The organism is Streptomyces sp. NPDC048352, assembly GCF_040651895.1.
Lineage (GTDB): Bacteria > Actinomycetota > Actinomycetes > Streptomycetales > Streptomycetaceae > Streptomyces.
This window is the reverse complement of the sequence record NZ_JBEZKZ010000004.1, coordinates 65,983-88,961: the sequence shown is the minus strand read 5'-3', so window position 1 is coordinate 88,961 and position 22,979 is coordinate 65,983. Positions and strand designations below refer to the sequence as shown.

The window sequence follows — 22,979 nt, the reverse complement described above, 5'->3', positions numbered from 1 at the left end:
CCCTAACGCGGCCGCCGAGGGCGTGCGTTCCAGGAACGCCGCCGCTTCGCCGGACTCCCGTGTGAAAAACTCTGCCGCACCCGTATGGCATGGACCGGTCATTCGTGCATCCTCGTGGTGTACGAGGAGAAGGGCTACGACACCATGAACAGATCAGCCTCCAGGGGTCCGGGCCGGGCGGGCCTCGTGCTCGGTGCGGCCCTGGCGTCGATCGTGCTCTGCACCACCGTGAGTGCGGCGGCGCCCGGGAACGCGAGCGGGGTCGCGGGCAGGGACTCCGCCGCGCGCCCGGCCGGCGAGCGCGGTTGCCGCGTCGTGTACTTCGACCTGGGCGAGACCCTCGTGCACACTGCCGAGGACGGCAGCATCGCCTACCGGTCCGGAGCGGCCTCCTACTTGCGCGCCCTGCGCGAGCGCCACATCACGATCGGCCTGATCACCAACGTGCCGCCCTCCTGGGGCACGACCGACGCCGAGCGGGCCGCCAGGCTGAAGAAGGAAGTCGACGCCCAGTGGAAGGGCTCCGTGCCCTTCGCCTGGGAGGACTTCGGCGGCCGGATCCTCACCCCCCGCACCGAGGCGGAGCGCAAACCGGCTCCCGTTCTCTGGCAGCGCGCGAAGATGGAGTCCGCGCACTGCCGGCTCGTCTTCCAGGCGGAGACGGCCGAGGAGGTCGAGGTCGCGGCCTCGCTGGGCTTCGTGCCGTACCAGGTCGGACAGCCCCACCGGCCCGCGTTCCTCCCGGTCGGACTGGTCCAACTCCTCGGTCACCGCTCCTTCTGACCGGAGCCACGGCATCGCTCGACCACCGGCGCCGCCGGCATGCGCTCGTCCCACACAGGCCACATGCCGCCGGACCGCGCCTTCTGCGGCGGCCCCCGTCAGGCCTGCCGGGCCAGGGCTGTCATCGCTGCGAGGTCCGCCTCCTGCCTGGGGGCCGGGGTCCTGGGCCAGAGCAGTTCGTACTGGCTCTGGATGCGGTAGACCTCGTCGGCGAAGGAGCGAACGACCGCGTCGGTGACCGTGCCCCGCTCCGCGTGCTCGATGAACCGCTCGCACGCTTGCGCGGCGCCCTCGCAGTCGTCGTCGAACTCGAACCGCGCACACAGCGCGTCGACCGCGTGGGCACGCGAGGTCAGATGGCCGACCCCGCAGTCGAGTCCGTCGTCGTCGAGGTCAGCGGGGTACGGCGCGCGGTGCCAGGAACCGCCCTCGAACCAGTAGACGCACTCGACCCTGCCCTGCTCCGGAAGGTCGTTCCGGAGCTCATGGCGCACCCAGTCGGGCGCCCCGGCGAGGAGGTCGATCGGCGGCTCGTACCGCCCGGTCGAACCGGAATCGTCCCGCCCGAAGAGAACGGCCCGGCCGCCGTCGGCCCGGACCATCGCCCATCGGCTGCACGCGCCGTCGTCGTAGCGCAGACGGCTGCCACCGTCGCCGTGGTCGACCCAGTACCCGTGCCGGAAGCGCTCCTTCTCCTCCTGGGCGTCCCACAACGCCACGGCGAACGCCTTCCAGCGCGCCCGCAACACGGACGCCTCCGGCAGGTCCTCCGGCCGTCCCGGACGATGAATCCGCATACCCACCACACAGCTCCCAGCTCTTGCGTCCGGTCCCAGACCCTACGCGGACACCGTCGGTCGCCCGCCCCGGGGAGGGGAGCAGAGTGGCATCCCACCTCGGCGGCCACCCGACACCGCCGGGCACACGGAGACTCAGGCGTACAGGTCGTTCTGGCCGTACTGGGGGCCGTAGTAGCGCTCCAGCTCCTCCAGCGACTTCTCGGGCTTCTCCAGGCTCTTGGAGATGCTCGCCCGGGAAGGCGCCGCGTCGGGGTCCCAGGTGTGCGTCTGCCACAGGCCGGAGCGCAGGAACGCGCGGGAGCAGTGGAAGTAGATCTGCTCGGTCTCCACGAGCAGGGCGATCGCGGGCCGGTGGCCCTTGACCGTCATCCCGTCGAAGAACGGGGCGTCGCGCAGCAGCCGGGCGCGGCCGTTGACGCGGAGGGTGTCGCCGCGGCCGGGGACCAGGAAGAGCAGTCCGACCCGCGGGTTGGCGAGGATGTTGCGGTAGCTGTCCGTGCGGCGGTTGCCGGGACGGTCGGGGATCACGAGGGTGGTGTCGTCGAGGACCTTGACGAAGCCGGGCGGGTCGCCCTTCGGGGAGACGTCGCAGCTGCCGTCGGCGGCAGAGGTGCCGATCAGGCAGAGCGGGGAGCGGGCGATCCACTGCCGGTGGTGCTCGTGCAGGGACTGCCGCTCCTTCTTCGCAGCCGCGGGCGCCACCGGGCCGAGGAGTTGGCGCAGTTCGGCCTCCGAGGTGATCTCCACGGTCTGCTCCGGCTCCGTCATGTGTTTCCCCCTGGTCGGTCAAGAGGCCGACGGCCCGGCCCGGGTGCGACTATCTCATGATCACCCCATCGGGCTCGGGGTCGGTCCTTCCGCCCTGGCCCCGGGCCCGATCGACCGGAAGCGCGCCGGACGGCACCACGCCGCGCCCACCGGGCTCGCGCGGACGGGGCGCCACCGCTCGTGCGCGGGTGCGCGGGCGGGGCCTCCGGCGTCATGGGCGACAGCGTGGGGCCCCGTCGGCGGTGTTGCGGCGCCGGTCCAGACGATGCATGCGTCGGTACGGGGCCTCGGGCCCGCGACCCCGCCGCGTCCGTACCGCCCGTATATGGCACGCCAGGGCACCCGCCGCGGCCGCACCGACCAGGGCGCACACGGCCCCCCACCCGAACCCGGTGTACGCCCGCACCCCCAGCCAGGACCCCAGCGTCCCGCCCAGGTACGCGCTCGTCATGTACGCCGTGTTCAACCGGCTCCGGGCGTCCGGCCGCAACGCGTACACCCGGGACTGGTTCGCGACCGTGCCCGACTGCATGGCGACGTCCAACAGCAGGGTGCCCGCGGTCAGCGCGCCCAGCCCCACCCCACCGCCCCGCGCCCCCACCGCCAGCACGGCCGCCGCGACCGGCACCGCCGCCAGCGTCACGAGGTTCACCGGCCCGGGACCGTACCGGTCAACCAACCGCCCCGCGATCGGCGTGCACACCACCGTCACCGCGCCCACCAGGGCGAGCAACCCGACGGCCTCCGCCCCCAGCCGGTACGCCGGCCCGGTCAGCAGCAGCGCCACACTGGTCCACACGGCCGAGAACCCCCCGAACACGGCCGCCTGGTACAGGCAGGAACGCCGCAACTCCGGCTCCGCGCGCAGCAGCCGGAACGGTTCGGCGAGGAACGCCCCGTACGCACCGCGCCCCGCGGACTCCGACGGCACGGTCACCGGCACCGCGTACGCCATCACCACCGCCAGGACCAGGGCCACGACCGCCGCCACCAGATAGGGCGCCCGCCAGCCCAGCCACTCCCCGAGCGTCCCGCTGAACGTACGGGCCAGCAGCATGCCCGCGGTCGAGCCGCTCAGCAGCGTGCCCAACACCGCCCCCCGGCGGTCCGGTGCCGTCAACCCGGCCGCCAGCGGCCCGATCACCTGCGCGGCCACCGTGGTCAACCCCACCAGCGCACTGGCCGCCACCAGCGGCGGCAGCGCCGGCGCGCAGCCGGCCCCCAGCAGGGCCACGCCCGTGAGCCCGAGCAGCACCACCAGCAGCGAGCGGTGCCGGATCCGGTCCCCGAGCGGCGCCAGCAGCACCATGCCGCAGGTATAGCCGATCTGCGTGGCCGTCACCACCCACGTGGCCGCCTCCGGCCGGACCTCCAGCCCGTCGGCGATCAGCGGCCCGACGGCCTGCGGGAAGTACAGGTTGCCCACGGCCACGGCGCAGGTCAGGGCGAGCAACAACACCAGCCGGCGGCTCACGGTCCCTCCCGCGGCAGCACACTCGAACGCAATCCCGGGCAGCTCATGCCGACCAGTCCACGCCCTCGCCCCCACCCCGCCAATCGATGTAGCGTACGGCTTAATGATCAGCTTCGAACTCGGCGTGGAGGACCTCGCGAACACCCGGTTCGCGGTCTCGCCCCTCGGCGAGACCGTCCTGAGCCTGCGCGTCCTGCACGACCCCGGCCTGAGCGCCGTGCACCTCCCCTGGCGCCGCTCCGTACGCGGCGCACTCGGCGGACTGAACACGGACCTGCTGCTCTCCGTGGTCGCGGCCCGATTGACCCTGCCGGACTTCCTGACGCCCCGCCCCGCGAGCTTCGAGCCCTCCTTCGAGGACGAACTCGCCACCGTCCGCGCCACCCCACCCGCAGTGGTCCGCAGGGACCTGCTCGCCACCCACGCGCCGAGCCCCCTGCCCCCGCCCCTGCGGGCCGCCGAGGCACCCGCCGACGAACCCGTCGCCGCCCTCCGCGACACCCTCTGCGCCCTGCTCCACGCCTACTGGCAGCGGGCGGTCGAACCCCTGTGGCCGCAGATCCGCCTCGTGGTGGAGGCCGACATGACCTACCGTGCCCGCCGGCTGGCCATGGGCGGCGCCCGCCTGCTCTTCGCCGACATGCACCCCAGCCTGCGCTGGCACGAGGGCGTCCTGCACGTCGACAGGATGCTCAGCACCCATCACGTGCCGGCGTCGGGCCACGGCCTCCTGCTCATCCCCAGCGTCTTCGCCCACAAGCCGGCGCCCCCGGTCAGCCCCGAGGAACCGCCCTCACTGCTCTACCCGAGCCGCGCAGTGGCCACCCTGTGGGCCCCCGCGCCCGCCCCGACGCCCGAATCGGCCCTCGTACGCCTCCTCGGCGCCCCGCGGGCCCGCCTGCTCACCCTCCTCGCGGAACCCCTGGCCACCGTCGAACTCGCCCGCCGCCTCCGGGTCACACCCAGCGCCGTCTCCCAACACCTCGCCGTCCTGCACGACGCCGGCCTCGCCACCCGCACCCGCCACGGCCGCCAGGTCCTCTACCGCCGCACCCCCCTGGCCGACCGCCTCACCGCCCCCGACCGAGGGCACCTCACGTCCGACGGCCCGACCGCCGACCGAGCGGGATGAAGCCGGCCGGCCACGACCGCTCTTCACCACGGCCTGACGAAACCTCCCGCAGGCGATCTGGCTCAACCCTGGATGCGGCCTCAGAAGCCGTTGTCTCTCCGATCACGGGACATCGGTTCAAGGATCAGTTGGCTGGACGGCCGCGCAGGTTACTGGAGCCGTCGGAGCTCGCCGATGCGGCGTAGTTCAGGGTGGTCGACGTCGTCGTTGCCGATGACGATGCTTGCTCGCGTGGCCGGGTCGGCCTCGGCCAGGTACTGCCGACAGGCTGCGTGGTAGCGGTTGTCGAAGGCATTCTCGGCCTGTTCAAGTCCTCCGAAGAGCGCGGTGTCCCGCGTGGTGCCGCGCCGGCGGGCGACGGGGAAGCTGGTGTCGGCGAACACGACCTCGTCCCACAGGTGAGCCAGTTCGCTGCGCTGGAGGAAGCTGCCGTCCACGATCAGCACCGCTTCGGCCGGCGCGGTGACTGGGGGTTCGTCGATCTGCTGGTCGCTGGCCAGGTCGATGATGCGACTGCGGTAGCGGCGGTCGCCGCCGGGGCCCATCGGTGTGAGTACTGTCCGTGCGAACGCGGGAAAGTCGTAGGCGTCCTGGTAGTAGCCGACTGCTGAGTCGCGGCCCTGCCGATGGCGGTGGGCGCGCGGGTGGTGGAACCCGTCCATGGACAGGTGAATCGCAGGTCGGCCGCGACTGGCGACCGCAGATGCCAGCGCACGGGCCAGGGTCGTCTTCCCTGCGGCGGTGATACCGTCCACCGCGACCCGAAGCGGATGCCCGGGGTCCCGGGCCGTAAGGTGCTCTGCGATCCGGCCGATGACCTGGTGGCGGGTGGGCCGGCCCGAGCGATCGTCAGGCTGGGTCGCACGGGTCTTGATCAGTTCTGCCACCCTGCGGATCCTACGATGTGCAGGCGTCAGCAAGCTGATTGGACCGCACCGCTGCGGTTGAGAGAGGCTTCGCCTCCCTCGCACACCGCAACCCTGGTCGTGATGGGACTGCTGTCCGAGTTGCACGACCGGTTGCGCGGCCTGGTCCGCGAGCCACGCCAGGCGGGATCCGGACCCCACCACCGGCATCGTCGACACGATCCTCTGACAGATCATCACGCCGCCCTGCCAGGGGCCAGCCTGGATACGGGAAGCGAGCGGGTCGGCGGTTGCCCGGCTGTCGAGCTCTGATCACGTAGACGGTTGGCTGGGTGACGCCCGGAGGCCGCCTCGCGGGGTTCAGCCCGGTGCTGCGACTGACGTCGAGGCGCGGCCAACCGCCCCCGCTGCGTCCTAGTGCTCCGGCTCCCAGGCGCGGAGCAGGTCGAGCAGCCCTGCGTCTCCGTCAACGTGCAAGGAACTCGCCGGGATGCGGTCGTACAGGTAGAGGACCAACTCGCTGGCCGTGCCATGGACGGAGGCGCCGGCTGCGTCCGAGTCCTCGCCGGTCGCGGCAGTGGGCGCGGGGATGCGGGTGGAGCGTGCGCCGTCGCCGTCGACCGTGAGGCGCCACGAGCGGCCCTCGGCGGCGTGGAAGTCGAAGGCCGTGGGCTTGTGCGGCCAGGCGCTGGGCGACGCGACGCAGGTGAACAGGAACTCCTCGACACCGTCGAGTGCGACCTCGGCCGGCAGCGGCTGCGGGGCGCCCGCGGCGAGCTGGGCGTCGTAGGTGTGCACCGCGCTCTCCTGGACCCGGTGCTGGGCGACTCCGCCAGAGGTCCGCGGCGTCTGCAGGCCACTCCACCACGCCCAACAGCCGGTGTCCGGTCCTGCCTCGCGCAGGGCGCTCAGCAGAAGCTGCGTCGACGCGGCCAGCCAGGCCACCAGCGCCTCACGCTCCCGCGGCAGTTCCAGAGCGGCGCGCGCAGCGGCGGCCTCGGCCGGGGGAGCGTCGGCAGGCCCCGCGCCGACGATGGCGGCCCAGAAACGGTCTCCCCCACCCAGGTGCTTCACCAGATCGAACAGCGTCCACTCGGGGCAGGTCGGCACCTGTGCGTCGAGACTGGGCGCGGCGGCGACCGCGGTGCGGAAGGCGGTCGACCGCTCATCGATCAGTCGCAGCAGCTCAGGGAACTCAAGATTTATTTCCACGCCGGATGTCTATCACCGTGCTCCGGTGATCGAACAGCGATTTTTACAGCAGTTCGCCCTGGCGGACGCCGACTTGCGGTCCTGCTCCGCACCGCGCGGGCGTCGCGCAGCGCGAGCATGGCGACGATGCAACCGAGGATCACCACAACGGCCCAAGCAGCGTCCTGCTGGCCGCCGCCGCGGCCGTCACTGACCCGATGGCCCCTGGAGGACACCGGCGCCAGCCACACGCGACGAGCCTCACCGAAGGCGTTCCCGCTAAGGGCTCTTCCTCACGATTGTCGCGTAGGTGGGCAGCATGCCCGATTGCTCAGGCGGTGGGGCCTTACGTGCGGGTAAGTACGCACAGCAGAACGGTAGTTGAGCGCGATCGCCGTCGATCTTCCTCAATTCTTGCTCAGAAGAAAGCTCGACTTCACCGTTTTCCCGCGAACGCGGTTACGGTCGTCGCACAAGGCCGCCTCGTTGACCTGAGGTGGCCTCAGGAAAGTTTCGCATCTGGGGGAAATATGCGTTTGACGGTACGTAACACCGCCGGCCCGGTCGTCGCTTTGGCGCTGCTGAGCGGATTGGCGGCCCCCGCTTATGCGGCGGAGCCCGTGGCCCCTGCGGTGGAGCTCGTGGAGGAGGCCGCTCCCGAGGACGACTCGCTGGCGCAGCTGCCGGAGACGTCGACCAACGGGGAGGCCGGCACGACGGCGTGCGACAACCCTCGCCGCACCTGGTACGAGATCCCCTCGAAGACCGCCGTCCACATGCCGGCCAAGTTCGGCGGCACGTCCTTCAAGGACGGTCCGGGAGGCACCATGGTGGTCAGGGTGGAGCGGTCGGGGAAGGTCCTCCGGGAGGTCAGCGCGGGCGGTGAGGTCGAGGTGAGCGGCATCGTCGCCAAGGCCAAGGTCTCCATCTCGGCGAAGATCGGCACCGAGGCCGGGATCACGGTGGGTCACGAGTTCCGCAGGAACGTGACCAGCGGAAAGTACGGCCACCTGCAGTACGGCTCCTGGGGCTACTCTGTGAAGTGGGCCAAGTACGAGACCAGCGCGGATCGGTGCGGCAAGAAGCTCATCAAGAGCGGGACCGCGAAGCTGCCCACCTCCGAGGTCGGGTGGAACTACTGGGAGACGAGCTCGTGACAGCTCGGCGCAGGCCGCCGGCCGTAGCCGTTGCCCTCGCTCTCACGTCCTTCCTGGCCGCGGCGTGCAGCAGCGCGAACGCGACACCGTCGGACACGCCGTCGCCCAGGTCGCCTGTGGGGGAGACGGAGGAAGCCCAGGGAAACCGTGCCAAGGGCGCGCTGGAGTCGGTCTCTCCCGACGATCCGAAGTTCGTGGAGTCCGGCCTGGAGCGGGTGTCGGACGGCGCGCACAGCCGGCCTTCGCTCGAAAAGAGCAAGGCGTACAAGGTTTCCCTGGCCTGTGTCGGCACGGGAACCGTAAAGGTGGTCATCGGCGAAAAGACGCCGCAGTCCCTTCCCTGTGACGGAATATCCGTGAGCCACGACGTGCGGAATTCAGCGGAGGAATCGCCGATCGACGTCACGGCGGCTCCCGGAGCCACAGGAATGGTCGCCTGGCAGATCATCGCCGTTTCCTCTTGACGGTGGCGCTCGATGGGTCCTGCTCCCCGCCGGAAAAGGCGGGGAGCAGGACCCATTTCTCGTGGGACACGGGAAACAGGCCGTCGGCCTTCCGTTTGACCCGTGGCCGTCAGTGGTCCAGCTGCCTGCCGGTGTCGGCCGGGCGGCTGCCTCCGTGGGAGGCAACCAGGGCATCGGCGACGGCACTTGCGTCCGCGTCGGCTACATCAGCCGGGTATTCGGGCAGGAGGTCGTCCCAGACGGGCAGCCACGACCCGTACAGCTGCGTCTGCCCCTCGGGCCGGGCGAAGAACCACACGTGCAGGTGCGCGGCCCCGTCCCCGATCCGGTAGACGTGGGCCCGGGAGATGTGCGGCAGTGCCTGCACGTGGCGGACGATGTGAGTGGTGAGCACGCCGAGCTCGGCGGCCAGGTCGTCCGGCAGATCGGCCATGTCGTAGTGGTCGCGGGGGTACAGCATCAGCACCAGCGGCACGCCGACGCCCGGTATCCGGCTCAGCCGCCAGCGGTCGTTGAGCCAGATGCCCTCGTCGCGGGAGGCGCACTCGTCGCAGTCCGCCGGATCTTCGCCGTGCCGCGGCCGCTCGGGCAGTACGGGCGGGCGGAGCGCGGAGACGCGTAGGCCGTCCGCCTCGAAGGGACTGATGTCCCATCCGGTCATCCTTGCCAGCGGAAGCCGAAGCTCGTCATCCGCGGCTGCACGTGCGTGGTCGTAGAACTCATCGGGTCGCAAGGCCATGATCGCAAGACTAAGTGGTGTTGCAACCGGATTGCTCTGACCGGCTGTTGGCCGCGCCGGCGGCCCCCTGCCGCCCTCCGGCCCTGGTCGTCGGACCGAGGCCGGAGGGGGACACCGTGACAGCAGGCGCGGCCGCGTCCTAGCGGCGTGCGTCCACCACCGCGAGGAGCTTGCCGCTGGTCGGGCTGCGGTCCAGCGACGCGCCGTCCACCGCCTCGACCACCAGGTCCAGCAGCTGCTCCGTCACCGCCGAGCGGAGCTCCGGGTAGCCGGACAGGAAGACCTCCCGCAGTCGCTCCGCGTCCGTCGTCGGCGCCTGCTCCACCCGTACGGTCAACCGCTCGCGCGTGTCCGTCCCGTCGAGCCGGATCTGCACCTCGCCCCGGTGGCCGCCCTGTTCCCCGGCCAGGGCCACGAAGCGGCGGTAGTTGAGGAAGTACGTCGCCACCCGCATCACGTCACCGGTGCGCCCCCTCAGCTCGAAGCGGGGCGCGTGCCGGCCGCAGGGGCAGCGGCCGGGGATCTCCCGGCCGAGGTCGCCTATCAGGTACCGGCCCAGGTTCTGGCCGCGCCGGGCGTGCGTCGTGAAGACCAGTCGGCCCGTCTCGCCCGGGGCCACCGGCCGGTCCTCGGCCAGTTCCACGATCTCCATCGTGTGGAGATCGGCGTGCAGGTGGTGGACGCCGCCTGCGCTCTCCGTGCACTGGTAGCCCAGCGGGCCGAGGTCGGTGCTGCCGTAGGTGATCGAGCGGACGGCCGCGATTCCGAACTCCTCCCTCAGCGTGCGCAGTTGCTCCTGCGTGAAGTGCTCGCCGCCGTAGAAGACCTTCCGCAGGCCTCCGTACGCACGCAGCGCGTCCGCCTCCGCGTGCAGCAGCTGCCAGAGGTACGAGGGCATGCCGAAGAGGGTGTCGGCCCGGTGCTCGATGAGGGCCTCGGCCGTGGCCCGGTGGTCCGGTCCCGCGGACAGCGGCAGCTGCACCCCGCCCAGCCGCTCCAGTACGGAGAAGAAGCTGATGAAGCTGCCGTACATGCCGCCGCAGTAGAAGAGGTTGGCGGTGCGGTCCCCGACCGGGTCGTAGCCGGCGGCGAGCAGGCCGCGGGCGGCGGCGTGCATCTGGGTGTCGTAGTCGTCGTAACTGAAGACCGACAGGGCGGGAGCGCCCGTGCTGCCGCCGCTGCGGAAGTAGAGCTCGGCATCGGCCCGGGCGAGCTCCCGGGCCGGTCCCTGCACGTCCTCCTTGCCCAGCAGCGGGCCTGTGGGCAGGGGGAGTTCGACGGGCCGGACCAGGTCGTCGAGGCAGGCGGTGGTGGCGAAGGCGGCCGGGTCGGCCTGGACCGCGACGCGGCGGCTGTAGCGCTGGAGGGCGTAGACGCCGTCGTGCGGCTCGCCCGCGTAGCTCTCCAGCATGGCGCCGACCGGCGTCACGCGGGTGACGCCCGCGGCCAGGGCGGTACGGGAGAGCTCGGCGATGTCGGACGGGCTGCCCGCGAGCCCCGCCGTCTGCAGGTAGCGGCGCATCGGGCGCAGGGTGGCGATCAGCCGCTTGCGGGGCAGCGGCTTGACCCACACGCTGCGGTGCAGCGGCGAGGCCGTGAGCGGCGACCGGGTGTCGGCCATGACCCGCCACGAGCCGTCGGGCGCGGCGAACACCCGGGTCAGGCCGAGGTGCTCCTCCAGCCGGGCCACCAGCTCGGTGGTGGTCAGCTCGGCGGCCTCGGCGGGGTCCGGTCCGCCCGCCGGAGCGGAGCTCGCGGCAGGCGGGCGGGCCGCGAGGACCGCGGCGAAACGCTCGGCGAAGGCGAACACCTCCCCCTCGTCCTCCGTGTCGAGGTAGACGACCTGGGGGCTGGAACACGCCTGCTGTTCGTGGCGGCACACGTCGTCCGCGAGGGCGTCGAGCGTCCCGGCGTCCGACCAGGCGTCGCCCGTCAGGTACGCGAAGGAGATCCGGTGCCCCCACTCCACCAGCCGGCAGCCGGCCGGCACATGCGCCGCCACCCCTTCGACGGCGCCTTCCCCGCCCCATACGGCGACGGCGTCCGCGGGCGCGCACATCAGGCGCAGCCACTCCTGCCGGGAGGACGGGAAGCGCAGGACGACGACCCGCGCGGCCAGCGCGCCGCTGGGATCGAGGGCCGCGAGCTCGGCCATCAGGTGCTGGGTGAGGAGCGTGTCGGCGCTGCTGGTCTTGAGGATGTTGACGTTCCCGGCGAGCAGCCCCTCGACGATGCTCAGCGGCGCGACCGTCGAGGCGTTGCCGGGGGCGATGTGGGCGACCAGGCCGACGGGCGCCCACGCCTCGTAGACCGTCTCCCGAGGATCGGCCCGGTTCAGCCGGCCGGGCGTCGCACCGCCGAGTTCCCGGCGCAGCTTGCGGGTCAGCTCCCGCCGGCCCAGCAGGGCACCCAGCTCGGCCAGGACGGCCGGGTCCTCTCCCGCGGGCAGGTGCGCGGCGAGCCGGGCGCGTACCGGGTGGGCCGGGTCGCACAGGGCGGTGGCGAGGGCGTCGCAGGCGGCCAGCACGGTCTCGGTCTCCAGCACCGTGGCCAGCGCGGCCTCCACGGCGGCCGGCAGGCCGGCGAGCCGGCGACCGGCCTCCTCGTCGCCGATGAACGCACCCTGCCAGTAGTGGTGCGCGGCGCCGCCGTCGTGCTGCTCGTCCGCGGCACCGGTCATGGTCTTCGTCACGGTCACGCCATGCCCTTCATCAGTTCCGCTGCGGCCACCGCGCAGCTGCGGTTGCGGCTCACCCCGGCACGGCCGTGGACGGTGAACCAGGGGGTCTCCAGCTCGCACCCGCAGGCGTCGCCCGGCTGGAGGGAGGCGAGGTCGCCCATGACCACGCTCTGCGCCGGCACCGAGGTGATGTACGGCGACACGAGGTGCAGGTAGCCCCGCTCCCCGTACGGCAGGGGCTCCAGCGTGCGCGTGGAGCGGATCGTCACCCGGGACCACACGGGGGCGTGCAGCCGGTGGTGGTCGCACTCGATGTACGGGATGCAGTGCTCCACCGACCCGAAGGTGTCCCGGATGCGCTCGCCCGGGACGCCGAGCTGCTCGGTGACGCGGGCGTACAGCTCCTCCTTGCCGATGCGCCGGTCCGCGTGGCCCTTCCAGCCGCCGCCGAGGACGACGAGGGACCCCTCGGGCAGGCGCAGCGGAGGCAGCCCCATGGCCCGCATCCGCTCCAGGGTGAAGAAGAGGAAGGCCGGGAAGCCGAGGATGCGGACCGGGGCGTCCTCCCGCTCGAAGCGGCGCAGGGCGGCGATGCAGCCGAAGGGGTCGAACTCGTGGTCGCCGCCGGTGTTGCGCAGTGCGTACTCGACGCTGCGCGCCGGGGCGAAGTCGCACAGGTAGTTGTCGGTGAAGGCGGTCCCCAGGCTGAGCGAGGGGGCCGGCTCGTAGCTGTAGAGGAGGTAGTTGACCTCCTGGTCGGGGGTGATCCAGCCGTTGCGCTCGAAGATCCGGGCGACCATCCGCTGGGCGGAGCGGATGGTCCAGTGGTCGAAGAACATCTGCGACTTCTGACCGGTGGTGCCGGAGGAGGTCAGGTGCAGCTCCACGTCCTCGCGCGGGATGGAGAGCACCTCGTGCCGCTTGAAGAAGTTCGCGTGGACGAGCGGCGTCCGGTACGGCGACGCCGGGGGAGTGGCCTCGTACAGGGAGCGGAAGAACGGGGAGCGCTCGACGTGCCAGGCGTTGGTCTCCGCCATGGCGGCGGCGAACAGCTCGTCCTCCGCGGGCCCGCAGGCGTACGGGTCGGTCAGGTCGCACAGCTGCTGTACGTGCGGCAGGAGGGCCGGGTCGGGAACGGAGACCGGCGCGAGATGGGGGTTCATGGGGTGACCTCTGATGATGTGGGCAGGTGCGTCGACGCCCAGGCCGACACGTAGCAGTCCAGATAGGGCTGGAGGGGCGGTTCGACGGCGACGCCGCGGAAGTCGATGCGCTCGCTGGAACGGGACAGGACGGCGTAGTCGTGGAAGCCGTCGTCGTCCGCGCGCATCGCCGGGTAGACGGCCCCGGCGACGAACCCCTCGGCCAGGAACGCCGAGAGGACCTCCTGGTGCGCGAGCGGCACCAGGGCCTCGACGTAGCCCGCGCCCGCTCGGGCCAGGGCCCGGGTGACGGGTTCGAGGCACGCGGCCGCGGCGGCCGGGTCGGGGTGGACGGTGAGCAGGGAGCCGTACCCGCCGGCGCGGTTGAGGTAGGCGTAGACCTCGAACCGGCCGTCTTCGGGAGTGAGCAGCACGTTCGGCGTGTGCAGCGGGTAGAACCAGCCCTCGGCGCTCGGGAACCGCTCGCGGAAGCGGCGCCGTACGAAGGCCGGCGCCTCGATCATCTCCAGCCGGTCGCCGACACCTTGGGCCGACGGCGGCGCAGGGTGCGGGACGGTGACGGCCCGCACCCCGGGGTAGCCGATGCCCAGCGCGGCCTCGGCGGTGCGCAGCAGCGGCAGGAGCGGGGCGGGCACTTCGGTGACGGGAATCCGGCGATCCAGCACCCCGACGGAGTGACGCGCGTAGAGTGCGAGGCTTTCACGGCTGCGGAGGTCCACCGCGTTGGGCAGGATGCCCAGCGGGCGGAAGCCGTTGCGGGCGACGACGCGTTGCGGGCCGGCGCTGACGGTGCGCACGGTCGCGTACACCGAGTCCAGCCGTCCCGTGTCCAGCATGCCCGCGCACAGGGCCTCGGTCAGGGCGGCGGCCAGGCCCGCCGAGCGGTGCTCGGGGTGCACGGCGATGCCCTCCAGGCGGCCGATGCGGCTGCCCGCCTCACCGTGGATGGCGGCGGACGCGGTCAGGGCCCCGGTCTCGGCGCAGCGGCCGACCAGCCACAGGGAGTACGGGTCCTCGATGAGCCGGGCCATCTCGGCCGGATCGGTGCCCAGGGCCACCGGGTAGTGCGGTCCGTAGACGGCGTAGTAGAGCTGGCGCAGTTCGGCGATGTCCGAGCGGGCGGCGGGCGTGATGAGGGGGTTCACCGCTCGCCTCCGGCGGGTTCCGCCGCGGCCGGTGCGGGCGCGGGGGACCGCAGCAGGGCCAGCGCGCAGGCCGCGGGAACCAGCCCGGCGCCCTGCACCAGGCACAGCGTCCGTGGGGAGAGGAAGTCGCCGGCGAAGCCGAACGCCAAGGACGCCACCGGCAGGGAGGCGCCCAGCACGGCCTGCATCACGGCGAAGAAGCCGGGCTTGTCGGCCGGCGGTACCAGCCGCTGGAAGAGCGCCACGAAGCGGACGCTGACGGCCCCGGCACACCAGCCGGCCACGGCCAGGCAGGCCGCGATGACCACACGGTCCGCGAACAGCCCCGGCAGCGCGAGGGCGAGGGCCATCAGGCCCAGGCAGCAGGCGCCGACGGCCGTGGGGCGTCCCGGCACGCGGGTGCCGGTGAAGGCGCCGACCAGCGCGCCGGTGCCCAGGGAGGCCTCCAGCAGGGCCACGGTGCCGCCCCCGCCCGCGAGGACCGAGCGGGTGTAGAGGGGGATGACGACGAACACGGCGGTGGTGAAGAGGTTCGCCGCGGTGAAGCAGATCAGGATGCGCCGCACGTACGGGAGTTCCGAGAGGATGCGGCGCAGCGTGCGCCGCTGGGGCGCGGCCGACGCGCCGGCTCCGACGCCCGGCACGACGGTACGGAAGCGGGCGCTCGCGACGAGGAGGGCGGCGCAGAGGTAGGCGGCTGCGCAGCCGACGGCCAGCCCCGCCACGCCGGTCCGGTCGACGGTGAGGGCGCCGAGCAGCGCTCCACCGAGGCCGGCCAGGGACTGGGTGGACAGCTCGAAGCCGGTGGCGGTCTCGATGTCGGCGTCGTCGACGAGTTCGGGCACCGAGGTGGTCAGGCAGGGGTCGAAGAACGCCTGGCAGGTCGCCAGGGCGAGACCGGCGGCGTACACGGTGGCGAGCGGCAGGCCACCGCCGTACGCCCACAGCGCGAGCACACCCGAGGCGCCCCCGGCCAGGGCGGCGGCGGTGCGCAGCACCGAACGGTGCGCGAACCGGGCGACCGCTGCGGCCACCACGGGCGCCAGCGCCACGGCGGGCAGCGTGCAGGCCGCCATGAACAGCCCGGAGGCGAGCCCCCGCGTATCGTGCACGGCGTAGGCGACGATCCACCAGGACACGCCGACCTGGAACATCCGTGCGGCGGCCTGGGTGAGTATCTGGCCGAGCCACACGGCGCCGAAGGCGCGGTTGCGCAGCACAAGCGGAGCGCGCCGCCGGTCGGCCCCGGTCGCCGTGCCGGTCTCGGCCACGGACGAGGCGCTCATGCGGTCGGCCTCTCGTCGAGGACCCGGACGAGCTTGCCCGAGCGCGGATTGACGGCGAGGTCGCGGTGGTGCACCCACTCCACGGACAGCGGGTGCACGAATCCGGCGCGCACACTGTCCGGATAGAGCGGCCGGACGTTCTCCAGCTCCGCGACGACGGACTCGGCCAGTTCCTTCCGGCCGTGCTCGCCGGGGGCCGTCGCCAGCCGCAGGACGAGCCCGTCGCGGCCTTCCCAGCGGCGGACGACGAGCTGCATGCCGACCACGTGCCCCGCGGTGTCCGCCGCGGCCACGGCGTCCTGGGCGTCCTGGGTGTAGAGGGAGACGGGACCCACCCGTACGCCCTCCTCGGCGCGGCCGAGTATCCGGAAGTGCCCGGGCCCGCCGCCCGTCCACTCGGCCCGGTCGCCCGCGGGGTAGCGGATGATCGGCATGAGGCGGCGGAAGAGGCTGGTGACGACGACCCGGCCGGGCCGGCCCGGTTCCGTGATGGGCTCATCGGTGGAGTCGTCGAGGATCTCGACGACCGAGTACGGCGTGAAGGCGCGGTGCACCCGGGCGTCGGAGCCGGGCACGGGGCGGCCTAGGAGGCCCGCGTCGACGCTGGCGTACCCGACGGAACGGGCCTCGGCGCGGGGGAACGCGGTGGCCAGCAGGCGCCGCTGGTCGTCGAAGAGGGCCTCGCCGCCGAAGAGGAGCAGCTCCACCGAGTCGAGCCGGACACCGGACGACACGGCCTGCTCGGCGAGCCGGCACAGGGTGGTCGGTGTTCCGGCCAGTACCTGCGCGGCGAGATCGCGCAGCGTGGGGAGCGTCGACTCCAGCGGCGCGCCGCCGCCGATGGGCAGGCGGACGTTGTCCACGGGCGCGTGGGTGAGCGAGTCGAGGACGAAGAGGAAGCTGGCGTACAGCTCCCCGGCGTAGAAGAGGTCCGCGACGCGGTGTCCCGGGCGCAGGCCCGTGTCCACGAGTCCCTGGCCGAAGGCGGTGACGAACGTGCGCCACTCGTCACGTGTGTAGACGGAGAACTTGGGGGACCCGGTGGTGCCGCCGGTCTTGTAGACCGTGGCCTCGCTGAGCGGACCGGTCAGCACGCGGCTGTCGTGAAGGGTGTTGGCTGCCCAGAACGCTCGCTGGTCGACCACCGGCAGGTCGGTGAGGTGGTCGGCGTTGGGCGGCAGGGACGCGTAAAGCTCCTGGTAGAAGGGCGAGTTGTGACGGGCGAAACGTATGAGGTCCGAAAGTTGCTGGGCGGACATGAGCCTTTGCCTGGTGACGGAAATGGAACGGGAGTCACGGGCGGGGCGCGTGGAGAGCGCGAACTCTCCTGCCGGCCCGGCCGGTGTGAACGAGGGCCCCCCGGCACCCCGCCTCCTCGATGCGCGCCAAAACATGACGCGCAGTCACAATGATGAAACATCAGTGTCCATGTCACCAAACTGGGCAAGGATTTTCGGCCAGGGCGGCCAAATCCGCCGGAATTTTCCAGAGGTGGCCGAGAGAGCCCACGTGGTCGGGTGTCCGGAACGGCTCACCGGCGTGCTGCACCAGCACGCTGTCCGTGGGAGGAGGGAGGGCTGGCCCGGCGGTGTGGTGGTGCCCGACACGGCCACCCGCCGCCCCCGTCCCGCCCGGCTCGCGGCTGCCGCGACCGCTGCCGAACGGCGCGGCGCCCCGGCTCTCGGTCGCGGTACTTTGCCTGATCCCGACCTGGACGGCGGCCCCGATCCGCCGAAAAGGGCCGGCGTCCCCCCCCCCGGCTGCCGTATCCGTCGTTGTTCAGCTCGTGCGGGTCAACGGCTGCCCGGCGAAGCGCACCCCTGCCAGGCCGTGAGCCATGAGGTTGCGGATGTTGCCGTGATCAGTGTCGTCCGGCGTCGCGAGCACGCTGCGATAGTGCTCACCGAATGCCAGCAGCGCTTCCTGGTCGCTCAGCCCTTCCAGCAGAGCCAGTCCGAGCGTCTTGCAGGAACCCTCGTTCTCACCCGCGGCATTCTCCAGCTCCCCATTGCGGAACGCCTGCGGCTGGTACTCGTAATGCGCGGCGATGAAGGCCAAGGTGTCGGCGAACTCGTGCTCACCTGACGCGAGGCTTGCCCGGAACGAGTGCAGGTCGGTCATGTCGTTTCCCTCGGGTTGAACAGACGATCCGATTGCCGTCTGTGACCGGACGACATTACCCCCTGGTGCTCACGACACGATCTTGCTCGACCGGCCATCCGGCGACGGCGGAGCCGGCCGCCGTGCAGCCGCAGCCGCCTCGCCCTCTGGCCCGTACGCGGCGGGGGAAAGGCCACGCGCTGCGTTGCCGCGCCCCTGGAGCGGCTCGGTTGCCGACCCCACACCTTCGCGAACCCCACCTACCTCGCCTGAAGCATCCGCGCCCGCCTCGGGGTCCGCTGCGGGAGTCGCCTGCTCACTCTGCCGGCCGACCTCCCGAGTGGCTAGTCACTTTCGTATCGGACCTGCTCCTCCTCAAGTCGCACCGGCGGCGGCCGGGAATCATCTTGCGGGCGCTGTCGGCGGTTGATCGTCCGCCGGGATGATTCAGGCATGGACTGGGCTCAGGAAATCGATTCGCTCGCCCTCGCGACCGCCGAGCGGCTCGCCCGACAGCACGTCGGTGTCGTGGTCGCCGCCGTCGCCGACGGGCACGTGGGGTTCGCAGGTGCGGGATCCGCCGGTGGGACCGGCAGCGGGACCCCGGGCGCGGACACGCTGTTCGAGATCGGCTCGGTGACCAAGACCTTCACCGCGCTGACCCTCGCCCGGATGGCGGTCACGGGCGCGGTGGAGCTCGACGAGCCGCTGGCCCGGCTCCTCCCCGACGGCACGGCCGTACCGTCGCGGGACGGGCAGGACATCACCCTGCGGCACCTGGCCACCCACACCTCCGGCCTGCCCCGCCTGCCCAAGGGCATGATGCTCCGGGCCCTGCTGCGCCCCCGCACTCCGGACCCGTACGCCGACTGCACCGCCGACGCGTTGCTGTCCGGGCTGGCCCGCACCCGCCTCCGCTCGGCTCCGGGCCGCCGGATGCACTACTCCAACCTCGGAGCCGGACTCCTCGGGCTGGCCCTGGCCCGCCGCGCCGGCATCACGTACGGGGAACTGGTCGGCTCACAGGTGTGTGCCCCGCTCGGCATGTCCGACACCCTGGTGGCGGCCCACGCCACCCGGCCCGGCCGGCTCGCCCAGGGCCACGACAGGAAGAGGCGCCCCACCCCGCCGTGGAACCTGGCGGACCTCGCGGGGGCGGGCGGGCTGTGGTCGTCCGCGACCGACCTGGTGTCCTACGTACGGGCCCAGCTGGACGGCGGCCCTGCCGAGCTCGCGGAGGCGATCCGCCTCTCCCGGCAGGTCGAGCACCGCAGCACCCGCTTCACCTGGATGCACCTCGGCTGGACCGCCCACCGCCTCCACCCCCGCCAGGGCGCCCACCTCCAGATTTGGCACAACGGCGGGACGGGAGGCTTCTCCTCCTTCGCCGGCTTCGACCCCGAGACCGGCACGGCCGTCATTGTCCTGAGCAACACCCAGCGCGGCGTCGACGCCGCCGCCTTCGACCTGCTCCGCACCCTCCAGGGGCGGGTCTGCGCGCGCGACGCCTCATAGCCGTCGACCCTGCCGCCCGACCTCGCGGAGGGCCGCGCGTCCCTCCACCGGGGTCCAGCGCATCGCCACCCGTCCGGCCGACGGCGAGGGGGCCTTGCCGAGGTCCTGGGGCCCGTCAGCGGTGGCCGAGCACGTTGACCACCAGGCCGTTGGGATCACGGACGAAGAACCGGCGTACCCCCCACTCCTCGTCCTGCAGGGGGTGAACGATCTCCGCGCCGCTCTCCCGCACGGCCGCGTAGGCCGCGTCCACGTCATCCACTTCGATGCTCATATCGGGAGCGACGGGTGCGGTCTTGTCGCCGGCCATGAAGCTGATCTGCGCCGTCGGACTGGACGGGGCCGCGAGCGTCATGATCCAGCCGTGGTTCATCACCTCCTGGAATCCGAGCAGGCCGTAGAACTCCCGGCTTTCCCGCGGGGCTTGCGAGTGGACATTGGGTACGACACGGCGAACGGCCATCGGTGACTCCCGGGGACAACAGACCGGCGTTGACGGTTTCCAGGAGTACTGCACCACACCGACCGTCGCACTCCGCGAGGTGGCCGAGCGGGGCGTCTCACCGCCGTGTCGGGCGTCGCGGCCTTCGGCGCCGCTTCTCGTACGCCTCGCGGATCCCGCCGGCCAGCCCCAGCAGCACCGCCGCTCCGACCGTCACCGCGGCCGCGGTGCGCAGGCCCCAGCCGTGGGCGTCCCCGGCAGCCCGCGGGGAGACCTTGCCCTGCGGGTCGCGCAGCACCGCCAGCGACTCGCCCTCCTCCGCGAGCCGCGAGGGGATGTCCAGGTGCTCCGGGCCGCCCGCGGGGCAGTCCAGATGGTGGTCGTACAAGGTGCGGGTCGTGGAGGTCCAGTGTCCTTGGGCGTCCATGGAGGACTCCGTCCGGGTGTGCTTGCCGACCTCCAGCACGACGCAGCTGATCTCGACGCCCCGGTCTTCCAGCGCACCGTGCCCCACGGACACGAGCGCGAAGAAGGCGCCGAAGCCGGCCGGGAGGGCGGACAGCGAGATGAGCGAGGCCCCGCGCCGCGCGGCGCGGGCGGCGTGCCAACCGAGCAGGGCCAGCGGGAGCAGCAGCCCGCCGAGGAAGAACTCCCAGGGGCCCAACGGCCCGTACGCCGACTCCCAGGCCACCCCGAACGCCAGGGCCGCGGCCAGCGGCGGCGCGGCCACCGCCAGCGCGGTCCGCCACAGCCCGCGCCCCCATCCCCCTTGCCAGCCCGCCATGCCCGCCCCCCGTGGCTCGTACGCGTGCCTTCAGGTAACCGCGACGGCACGGGCACGTAAAGGGAGCGGGACTCCGTGATCAAGGGCTGCCCTTTCCGGGCCTGTCGATCCGGGCCGTGTTCCTGAGGGATGCGCACCGTGAGCCGGCGCTCGACAGATTCCCGTCATGAGTGACGACGAGGACTACCTGGACAAGAGCCCAGCGGCCGCACGGATGGGCAAGGCCGCGGAATACCTGGTCGCGGCCTCGTCCATCCTCAGCCACGGGCGGCGAGTTGAACGTTTCCACTTCGCTCGTGGACGACGAGGGCGTGGACCTCGTCTTCCATCGCCGCGGGAGCTCCGCGACCCTGGCGGTGCAGGTGAAGGCGAGGATGTCCACCGGGACGCAGGTTCAACAGGGCAGGCTGATGGCCTTCGTACGGTCGCAGACGTTTCAGCCGCGAACCGACCTGGACATGCTGTTCGTCGCCGTGGACGTCGAGCGGGGGGCCGTCATGACGGCCTGGCTGATCCCGAGCGGGACGTTCGGAGAGATGGTGACGGAGCCCAACAGCAGAGGCCGCTTCCGGTTCTCGGCGTCGATGAAGCCGGATGCCAAGGACCGCTGGAGCCCGTTCCAGCTCACGGCTGCGGAACTGCCGAGGCGCATCCTTGCCCGGCTCACAGAGCTGGAGAAGACGGGGGCCGAGTAGCGCCGCAGGCACGCGAAGCGGCCGATGCCTGCCGCCCCGCGCAGCTGGGGCGGCCCGCACGCGCGGCAGCTGATGCTCGTCCTGGACCGCACGGACGGACAGGCGGCAGCACTGGCCCGGTACCAGAGCCTTCAGACCCCGCCCCTGCCGACGGCTCGGCCTCCCACGACGCGACCCACCGGAGCCGGCCCGCCGCCGGCACTGGCGTCCGCTGGGGAGAGGCTGCCGGGCTGGTTCTCATGGGCGGGTCAGGCGGTGCGGCCGGGCCGCGGTGAGCCGCCCCCCGAGCACGGCGCCGTGGGGAAGGCCGCGGCGGCTCCGGCGGCGGCCGAGTCGCCCATCCGGCCGAAACCCGCCCTCACCAGGGCAGGCCGGTCATAGCCTCGGGTCATGACCATGACCCAGGACACGACGTACCAGTTCCGTACCGCCCGCCCTGAGGACACCGGGGCCATCGAGTCCCTTGACGGATCCTTCACCACCGACACCGTCTTCGAAGTGGCCGTGACCGAGGACGGCTTCGCCCTGCGCGAGGTCCCGGTGGACCCGCCGCTGGTCAAGGTGTTCCCCGAGGACGACGGCAGTGCCGAGGACGACGAGGCGGAGGACGAGGACGCCGACAGCCGTACCTTCGTGGCCGTCGCTGCCGACGGCGGTCTCGCCGGCTTCGCCGCCGTGTCCTACTCACCGTGGAACCGGCGCCTGACCGTCGAGGACATCGAGGTCGCCCCGAAGCACCGGGGCCGGGGCGTCGGCCGTGCGCTGATGGACCTCGCGGTGGACTTCGCCCACGAACGCGGCGCCGACCACGTCTGGTTGGAAGTGAGCAACGTCAACGCCCCGGCCATCCACGCCTACCGCCGGATGGGCTTCGCCTTCTGCGGCCTGGACACCACGCTCTACCACGGCACCGAATCCGAGGGTGAGCAGGCGCTCTACATGAGCATGCCCTGCCGCTGAGCCGCCGGCAGACAGCTGACGACGAGGCCGGAGCCGTCACCCGGTCCGACCGTAACGGTCAGCACCCAGGCGGCGGGGCCGGCGCGTACCACTGCGCGCCGCTCTGCTCCGCCCGCCCGTCCGCCGCATCGAAGAGAACGCGCGGCTGGACGGGGCGCACGGGCCGCGCTCCGAGCACACGGAGCATCTTGCCGCCCTGGAGCGGGAACTGGCCGACGCCGGACTGGCGCTCCCCGACGGCTTCGCCGCCTTCTACGGCAGCGAGCACCTCTGCGGCACCTTCGACGAGGTCTCGGTGACGGCCTGCTGGAGCCACCTCTCCGGTCCGCTGCACAGCCCGGCCGAGGAAGGCACCCGTCTCGTGCGGTTCCTGCGCGACCAGCAGGACTGCGTCATCTGGTACCTGTACCTGCGCCCCTCCGGCGAGGCGTCCGTGGTCTTCTCGCACGTGGAACTGGAGTCCGCCGGCTGGTGGGCGCAGGGGGAGCCGACCGAGGAGGCCCGTGCCGCGGTGGCCTCCTCGCTGACGCGGTGCGCCGACACCTTCGAGGAGTTCGCGTACCGCTTCGTCGTGGAGAACGAACTGTGGATGCACGCGAACTCCGCCGACGCCGAGAGCCCGCCCCCTCCCCACCTCCAGGCGTACGCCGACCACTACGCCTGCGCCGACTCCTGACCGGGCGGCGTGCCCGCCCGCGGCCGCCGCTGCTGCGCCGACCCGGCAACGTGGTGCGTACGTTTACCCGGCAACACCGGCGGGAGGGCCGGTGCCGACGTACGGTCGAGCAACGACCAGCCCCGGCGGCCGGCACCGCACACCCTGCGCCGGCCGCCG

The 22,979-nt window shown here is 72.3% G+C and carries 23 protein-coding genes; 8 read left to right on the top strand and 15 right to left on the bottom strand.

The genetic code is table 11. The features are described from left to right. Positions 1-84 precede the first annotated feature (84 nt). Positions 85-783: a hypothetical protein gene (locus AB0D45_RS03875; RefSeq protein WP_362455144.1), complete on the top strand. Its 699-nt coding sequence runs from the start codon at positions 85-87 to the stop codon at positions 781-783. A 98-nt stretch (positions 784-881) separates the two neighbouring features. Here AB0D45_RS03875 and AB0D45_RS03870 read toward each other — a convergent pair whose 3' ends face one another. From AB0D45_RS03870 to AB0D45_RS03860, 3 genes are all read right to left on the bottom strand, one after another. Next, complete coding sequence (locus AB0D45_RS03870) at positions 882-1,580, bottom strand: hypothetical protein (RefSeq protein WP_362455143.1); 699 nt, start codon at positions 1,578-1,580, stop codon at positions 882-884. 135 nt (positions 1,581-1,715) lie between these two features. After that, positions 1,716-2,351, bottom strand: coding sequence for a pyridoxamine 5'-phosphate oxidase family protein (locus AB0D45_RS03865; RefSeq protein WP_362455142.1), 636 nt, complete (start codon positions 2,349-2,351; stop codon positions 1,716-1,718). A gap of 211 nt (positions 2,352-2,562) precedes the next feature. Next, positions 2,563-3,825 carry an MFS transporter gene (locus AB0D45_RS03860; protein ID WP_362455141.1) on the bottom strand — a complete coding sequence of 421 codons (1,263 nt, stop codon included), beginning with the start codon at positions 3,823-3,825 and terminating at the stop codon, positions 2,563-2,565. A gap of 103 nt (positions 3,826-3,928) precedes the next feature. Here AB0D45_RS03860 and AB0D45_RS03855 point away from each other — a divergent pair, with 103 nt between their 5' ends. Then, the gene (locus AB0D45_RS03855) at positions 3,929-4,957 is read left to right on the top strand and encodes an ArsR family transcriptional regulator (protein WP_362455140.1); all 1,029 of its coding nucleotides are present in this window, start codon (positions 3,929-3,931) and stop codon (positions 4,955-4,957) included. Positions 4,958-5,106: 149 nt separating this feature from the next. On the opposite strand, the gene AB0D45_RS03850 is transcribed toward AB0D45_RS03855, so the two are convergent. Together AB0D45_RS03850 and AB0D45_RS03845 are read right to left on the bottom strand one after the other, a co-directional pair. Further along, positions 5,107-5,844 (bottom strand): hypothetical protein, encoded by a 738-nt coding sequence (locus tag AB0D45_RS03850; protein ID WP_362455139.1) that lies wholly within the window; start codon positions 5,842-5,844, stop codon positions 5,107-5,109. Positions 5,845-6,237: 393 nt separating this feature from the next. Beyond that, positions 6,238-7,035: a maleylpyruvate isomerase family mycothiol-dependent enzyme gene (locus AB0D45_RS03845; RefSeq protein ID WP_362455138.1), complete on the bottom strand. Its 798-nt coding sequence runs from the start codon at positions 7,033-7,035 to the stop codon at positions 6,238-6,240. A 515-nt stretch (positions 7,036-7,550) separates the two neighbouring features. On the opposite strand from AB0D45_RS03845, the gene AB0D45_RS03840 reads away from it, so the two are divergent. Then, positions 7,551-8,171, top strand: coding sequence for a hypothetical protein (locus AB0D45_RS03840; RefSeq protein ID WP_361609939.1), 621 nt, complete (start codon positions 7,551-7,553; stop codon positions 8,169-8,171). Positions 8,172-8,287: 116 nt separating this feature from the next. Then, complete coding sequence (locus AB0D45_RS03835) at positions 8,288-8,635, top strand: hypothetical protein (protein WP_362455137.1); 348 nt, start codon at positions 8,288-8,290, stop codon at positions 8,633-8,635. Between the two features lie 109 nt (positions 8,636-8,744). On the opposite strand, the gene AB0D45_RS03830 is transcribed toward AB0D45_RS03835, so the two are convergent. The 7 genes from AB0D45_RS03830 to AB0D45_RS03800 all read right to left on the bottom strand — a co-directional run bounded on the left by AB0D45_RS03830 (position 8,745) and on the right by AB0D45_RS03800 (position 17,769). After that, positions 8,745-9,296 carry a hypothetical protein gene (locus tag AB0D45_RS03830; protein WP_362455136.1) on the bottom strand — a complete coding sequence of 184 codons (552 nt, stop codon included), beginning with the start codon at positions 9,294-9,296 and terminating at the stop codon, positions 8,745-8,747. Between the two features lie 217 nt (positions 9,297-9,513). Next, complete coding sequence (locus AB0D45_RS03825; RefSeq protein ID WP_362455135.1) at positions 9,514-12,072, bottom strand: acyl-CoA reductase; 2,559 nt, start codon at positions 12,070-12,072, stop codon at positions 9,514-9,516. Then, the gene (locus AB0D45_RS03820; RefSeq protein WP_362455134.1) at positions 12,069-13,217 is read right to left on the bottom strand and encodes an acyl-protein synthase; all 1,149 of its coding nucleotides are present in this window, start codon (positions 13,215-13,217) and stop codon (positions 12,069-12,071) included. The genes AB0D45_RS03825 and AB0D45_RS03820 overlap by 4 nt, the downstream gene beginning before the upstream one ends. Beyond that, positions 13,214-14,362 carry a GNAT family N-acetyltransferase gene (locus AB0D45_RS03815; RefSeq protein ID WP_362455133.1) on the bottom strand — a complete coding sequence of 383 codons (1,149 nt, stop codon included), beginning with the start codon at positions 14,360-14,362 and terminating at the stop codon, positions 13,214-13,216. The genes AB0D45_RS03820 and AB0D45_RS03815 overlap by 4 nt, the downstream gene beginning before the upstream one ends. Then, positions 14,359-15,648 carry an MFS transporter gene (locus tag AB0D45_RS03810; protein WP_362455132.1) on the bottom strand — a complete coding sequence of 430 codons (1,290 nt, stop codon included), beginning with the start codon at positions 15,646-15,648 and terminating at the stop codon, positions 14,359-14,361. The genes AB0D45_RS03815 and AB0D45_RS03810 overlap by 4 nt, the downstream gene beginning before the upstream one ends. Continuing rightward, a complete protein-coding gene (locus AB0D45_RS03805; RefSeq protein ID WP_362455131.1) occupies positions 15,645-16,907 on the bottom strand; it encodes an AMP-binding protein in 1,263 nt (420 codons plus the stop codon). The genes AB0D45_RS03810 and AB0D45_RS03805 overlap by 4 nt, the downstream gene beginning before the upstream one ends. Before the next feature lie 520 nt (positions 16,908-17,427). Beyond that, a complete protein-coding gene (locus AB0D45_RS03800; RefSeq protein ID WP_362455130.1) occupies positions 17,428-17,769 on the bottom strand; it encodes a HopJ type III effector protein in 342 nt (113 codons plus the stop codon). A gap of 432 nt (positions 17,770-18,201) precedes the next feature. On the opposite strand from AB0D45_RS03800, the gene AB0D45_RS03795 reads away from it, so the two are divergent. Further along, a complete protein-coding gene (locus tag AB0D45_RS03795) occupies positions 18,202-19,263 on the top strand; it encodes a serine hydrolase domain-containing protein (protein WP_362455129.1) in 1,062 nt (353 codons plus the stop codon). Positions 19,264-19,378: 115 nt separating this feature from the next. Here AB0D45_RS03795 and AB0D45_RS03790 read toward each other — a convergent pair whose 3' ends face one another. Together AB0D45_RS03790 and AB0D45_RS03785 are read right to left on the bottom strand one after the other, a co-directional pair. Next, positions 19,379-19,726, bottom strand: coding sequence for a VOC family protein (locus tag AB0D45_RS03790; protein WP_362455128.1), 348 nt, complete (start codon positions 19,724-19,726; stop codon positions 19,379-19,381). A 97-nt stretch (positions 19,727-19,823) separates the two neighbouring features. Beyond that, positions 19,824-20,489 carry a hypothetical protein gene (locus AB0D45_RS03785; RefSeq protein WP_362455127.1) on the bottom strand — a complete coding sequence of 222 codons (666 nt, stop codon included), beginning with the start codon at positions 20,487-20,489 and terminating at the stop codon, positions 19,824-19,826. Positions 20,490-20,785: 296 nt separating this feature from the next. On the opposite strand from AB0D45_RS03785, the gene AB0D45_RS03780 reads away from it, so the two are divergent. Both AB0D45_RS03780 and AB0D45_RS03775 read left to right on the top strand, forming a co-directional pair. Then, positions 20,786-21,184, top strand: coding sequence for a hypothetical protein (locus tag AB0D45_RS03780; protein ID WP_362455126.1), 399 nt, complete (start codon positions 20,786-20,788; stop codon positions 21,182-21,184). Positions 21,185-21,574: 390 nt separating this feature from the next. Next, positions 21,575-22,144: a GNAT family N-acetyltransferase gene (locus AB0D45_RS03775; protein WP_362455125.1), complete on the top strand. Its 570-nt coding sequence runs from the start codon at positions 21,575-21,577 to the stop codon at positions 22,142-22,144. A gap of 58 nt (positions 22,145-22,202) precedes the next feature. On the opposite strand, the gene AB0D45_RS03770 is transcribed toward AB0D45_RS03775, so the two are convergent. Further along, complete coding sequence (locus AB0D45_RS03770; protein WP_362455124.1) at positions 22,203-22,412, bottom strand: hypothetical protein; 210 nt, start codon at positions 22,410-22,412, stop codon at positions 22,203-22,205. Positions 22,413-22,439: 27 nt separating this feature from the next. On the opposite strand from AB0D45_RS03770, the gene AB0D45_RS03765 reads away from it, so the two are divergent. Beyond that, positions 22,440-22,820: a hypothetical protein gene (locus tag AB0D45_RS03765; protein ID WP_362455123.1), complete on the top strand. Its 381-nt coding sequence runs from the start codon at positions 22,440-22,442 to the stop codon at positions 22,818-22,820. Positions 22,821-22,979 lie beyond the last annotated feature (159 nt).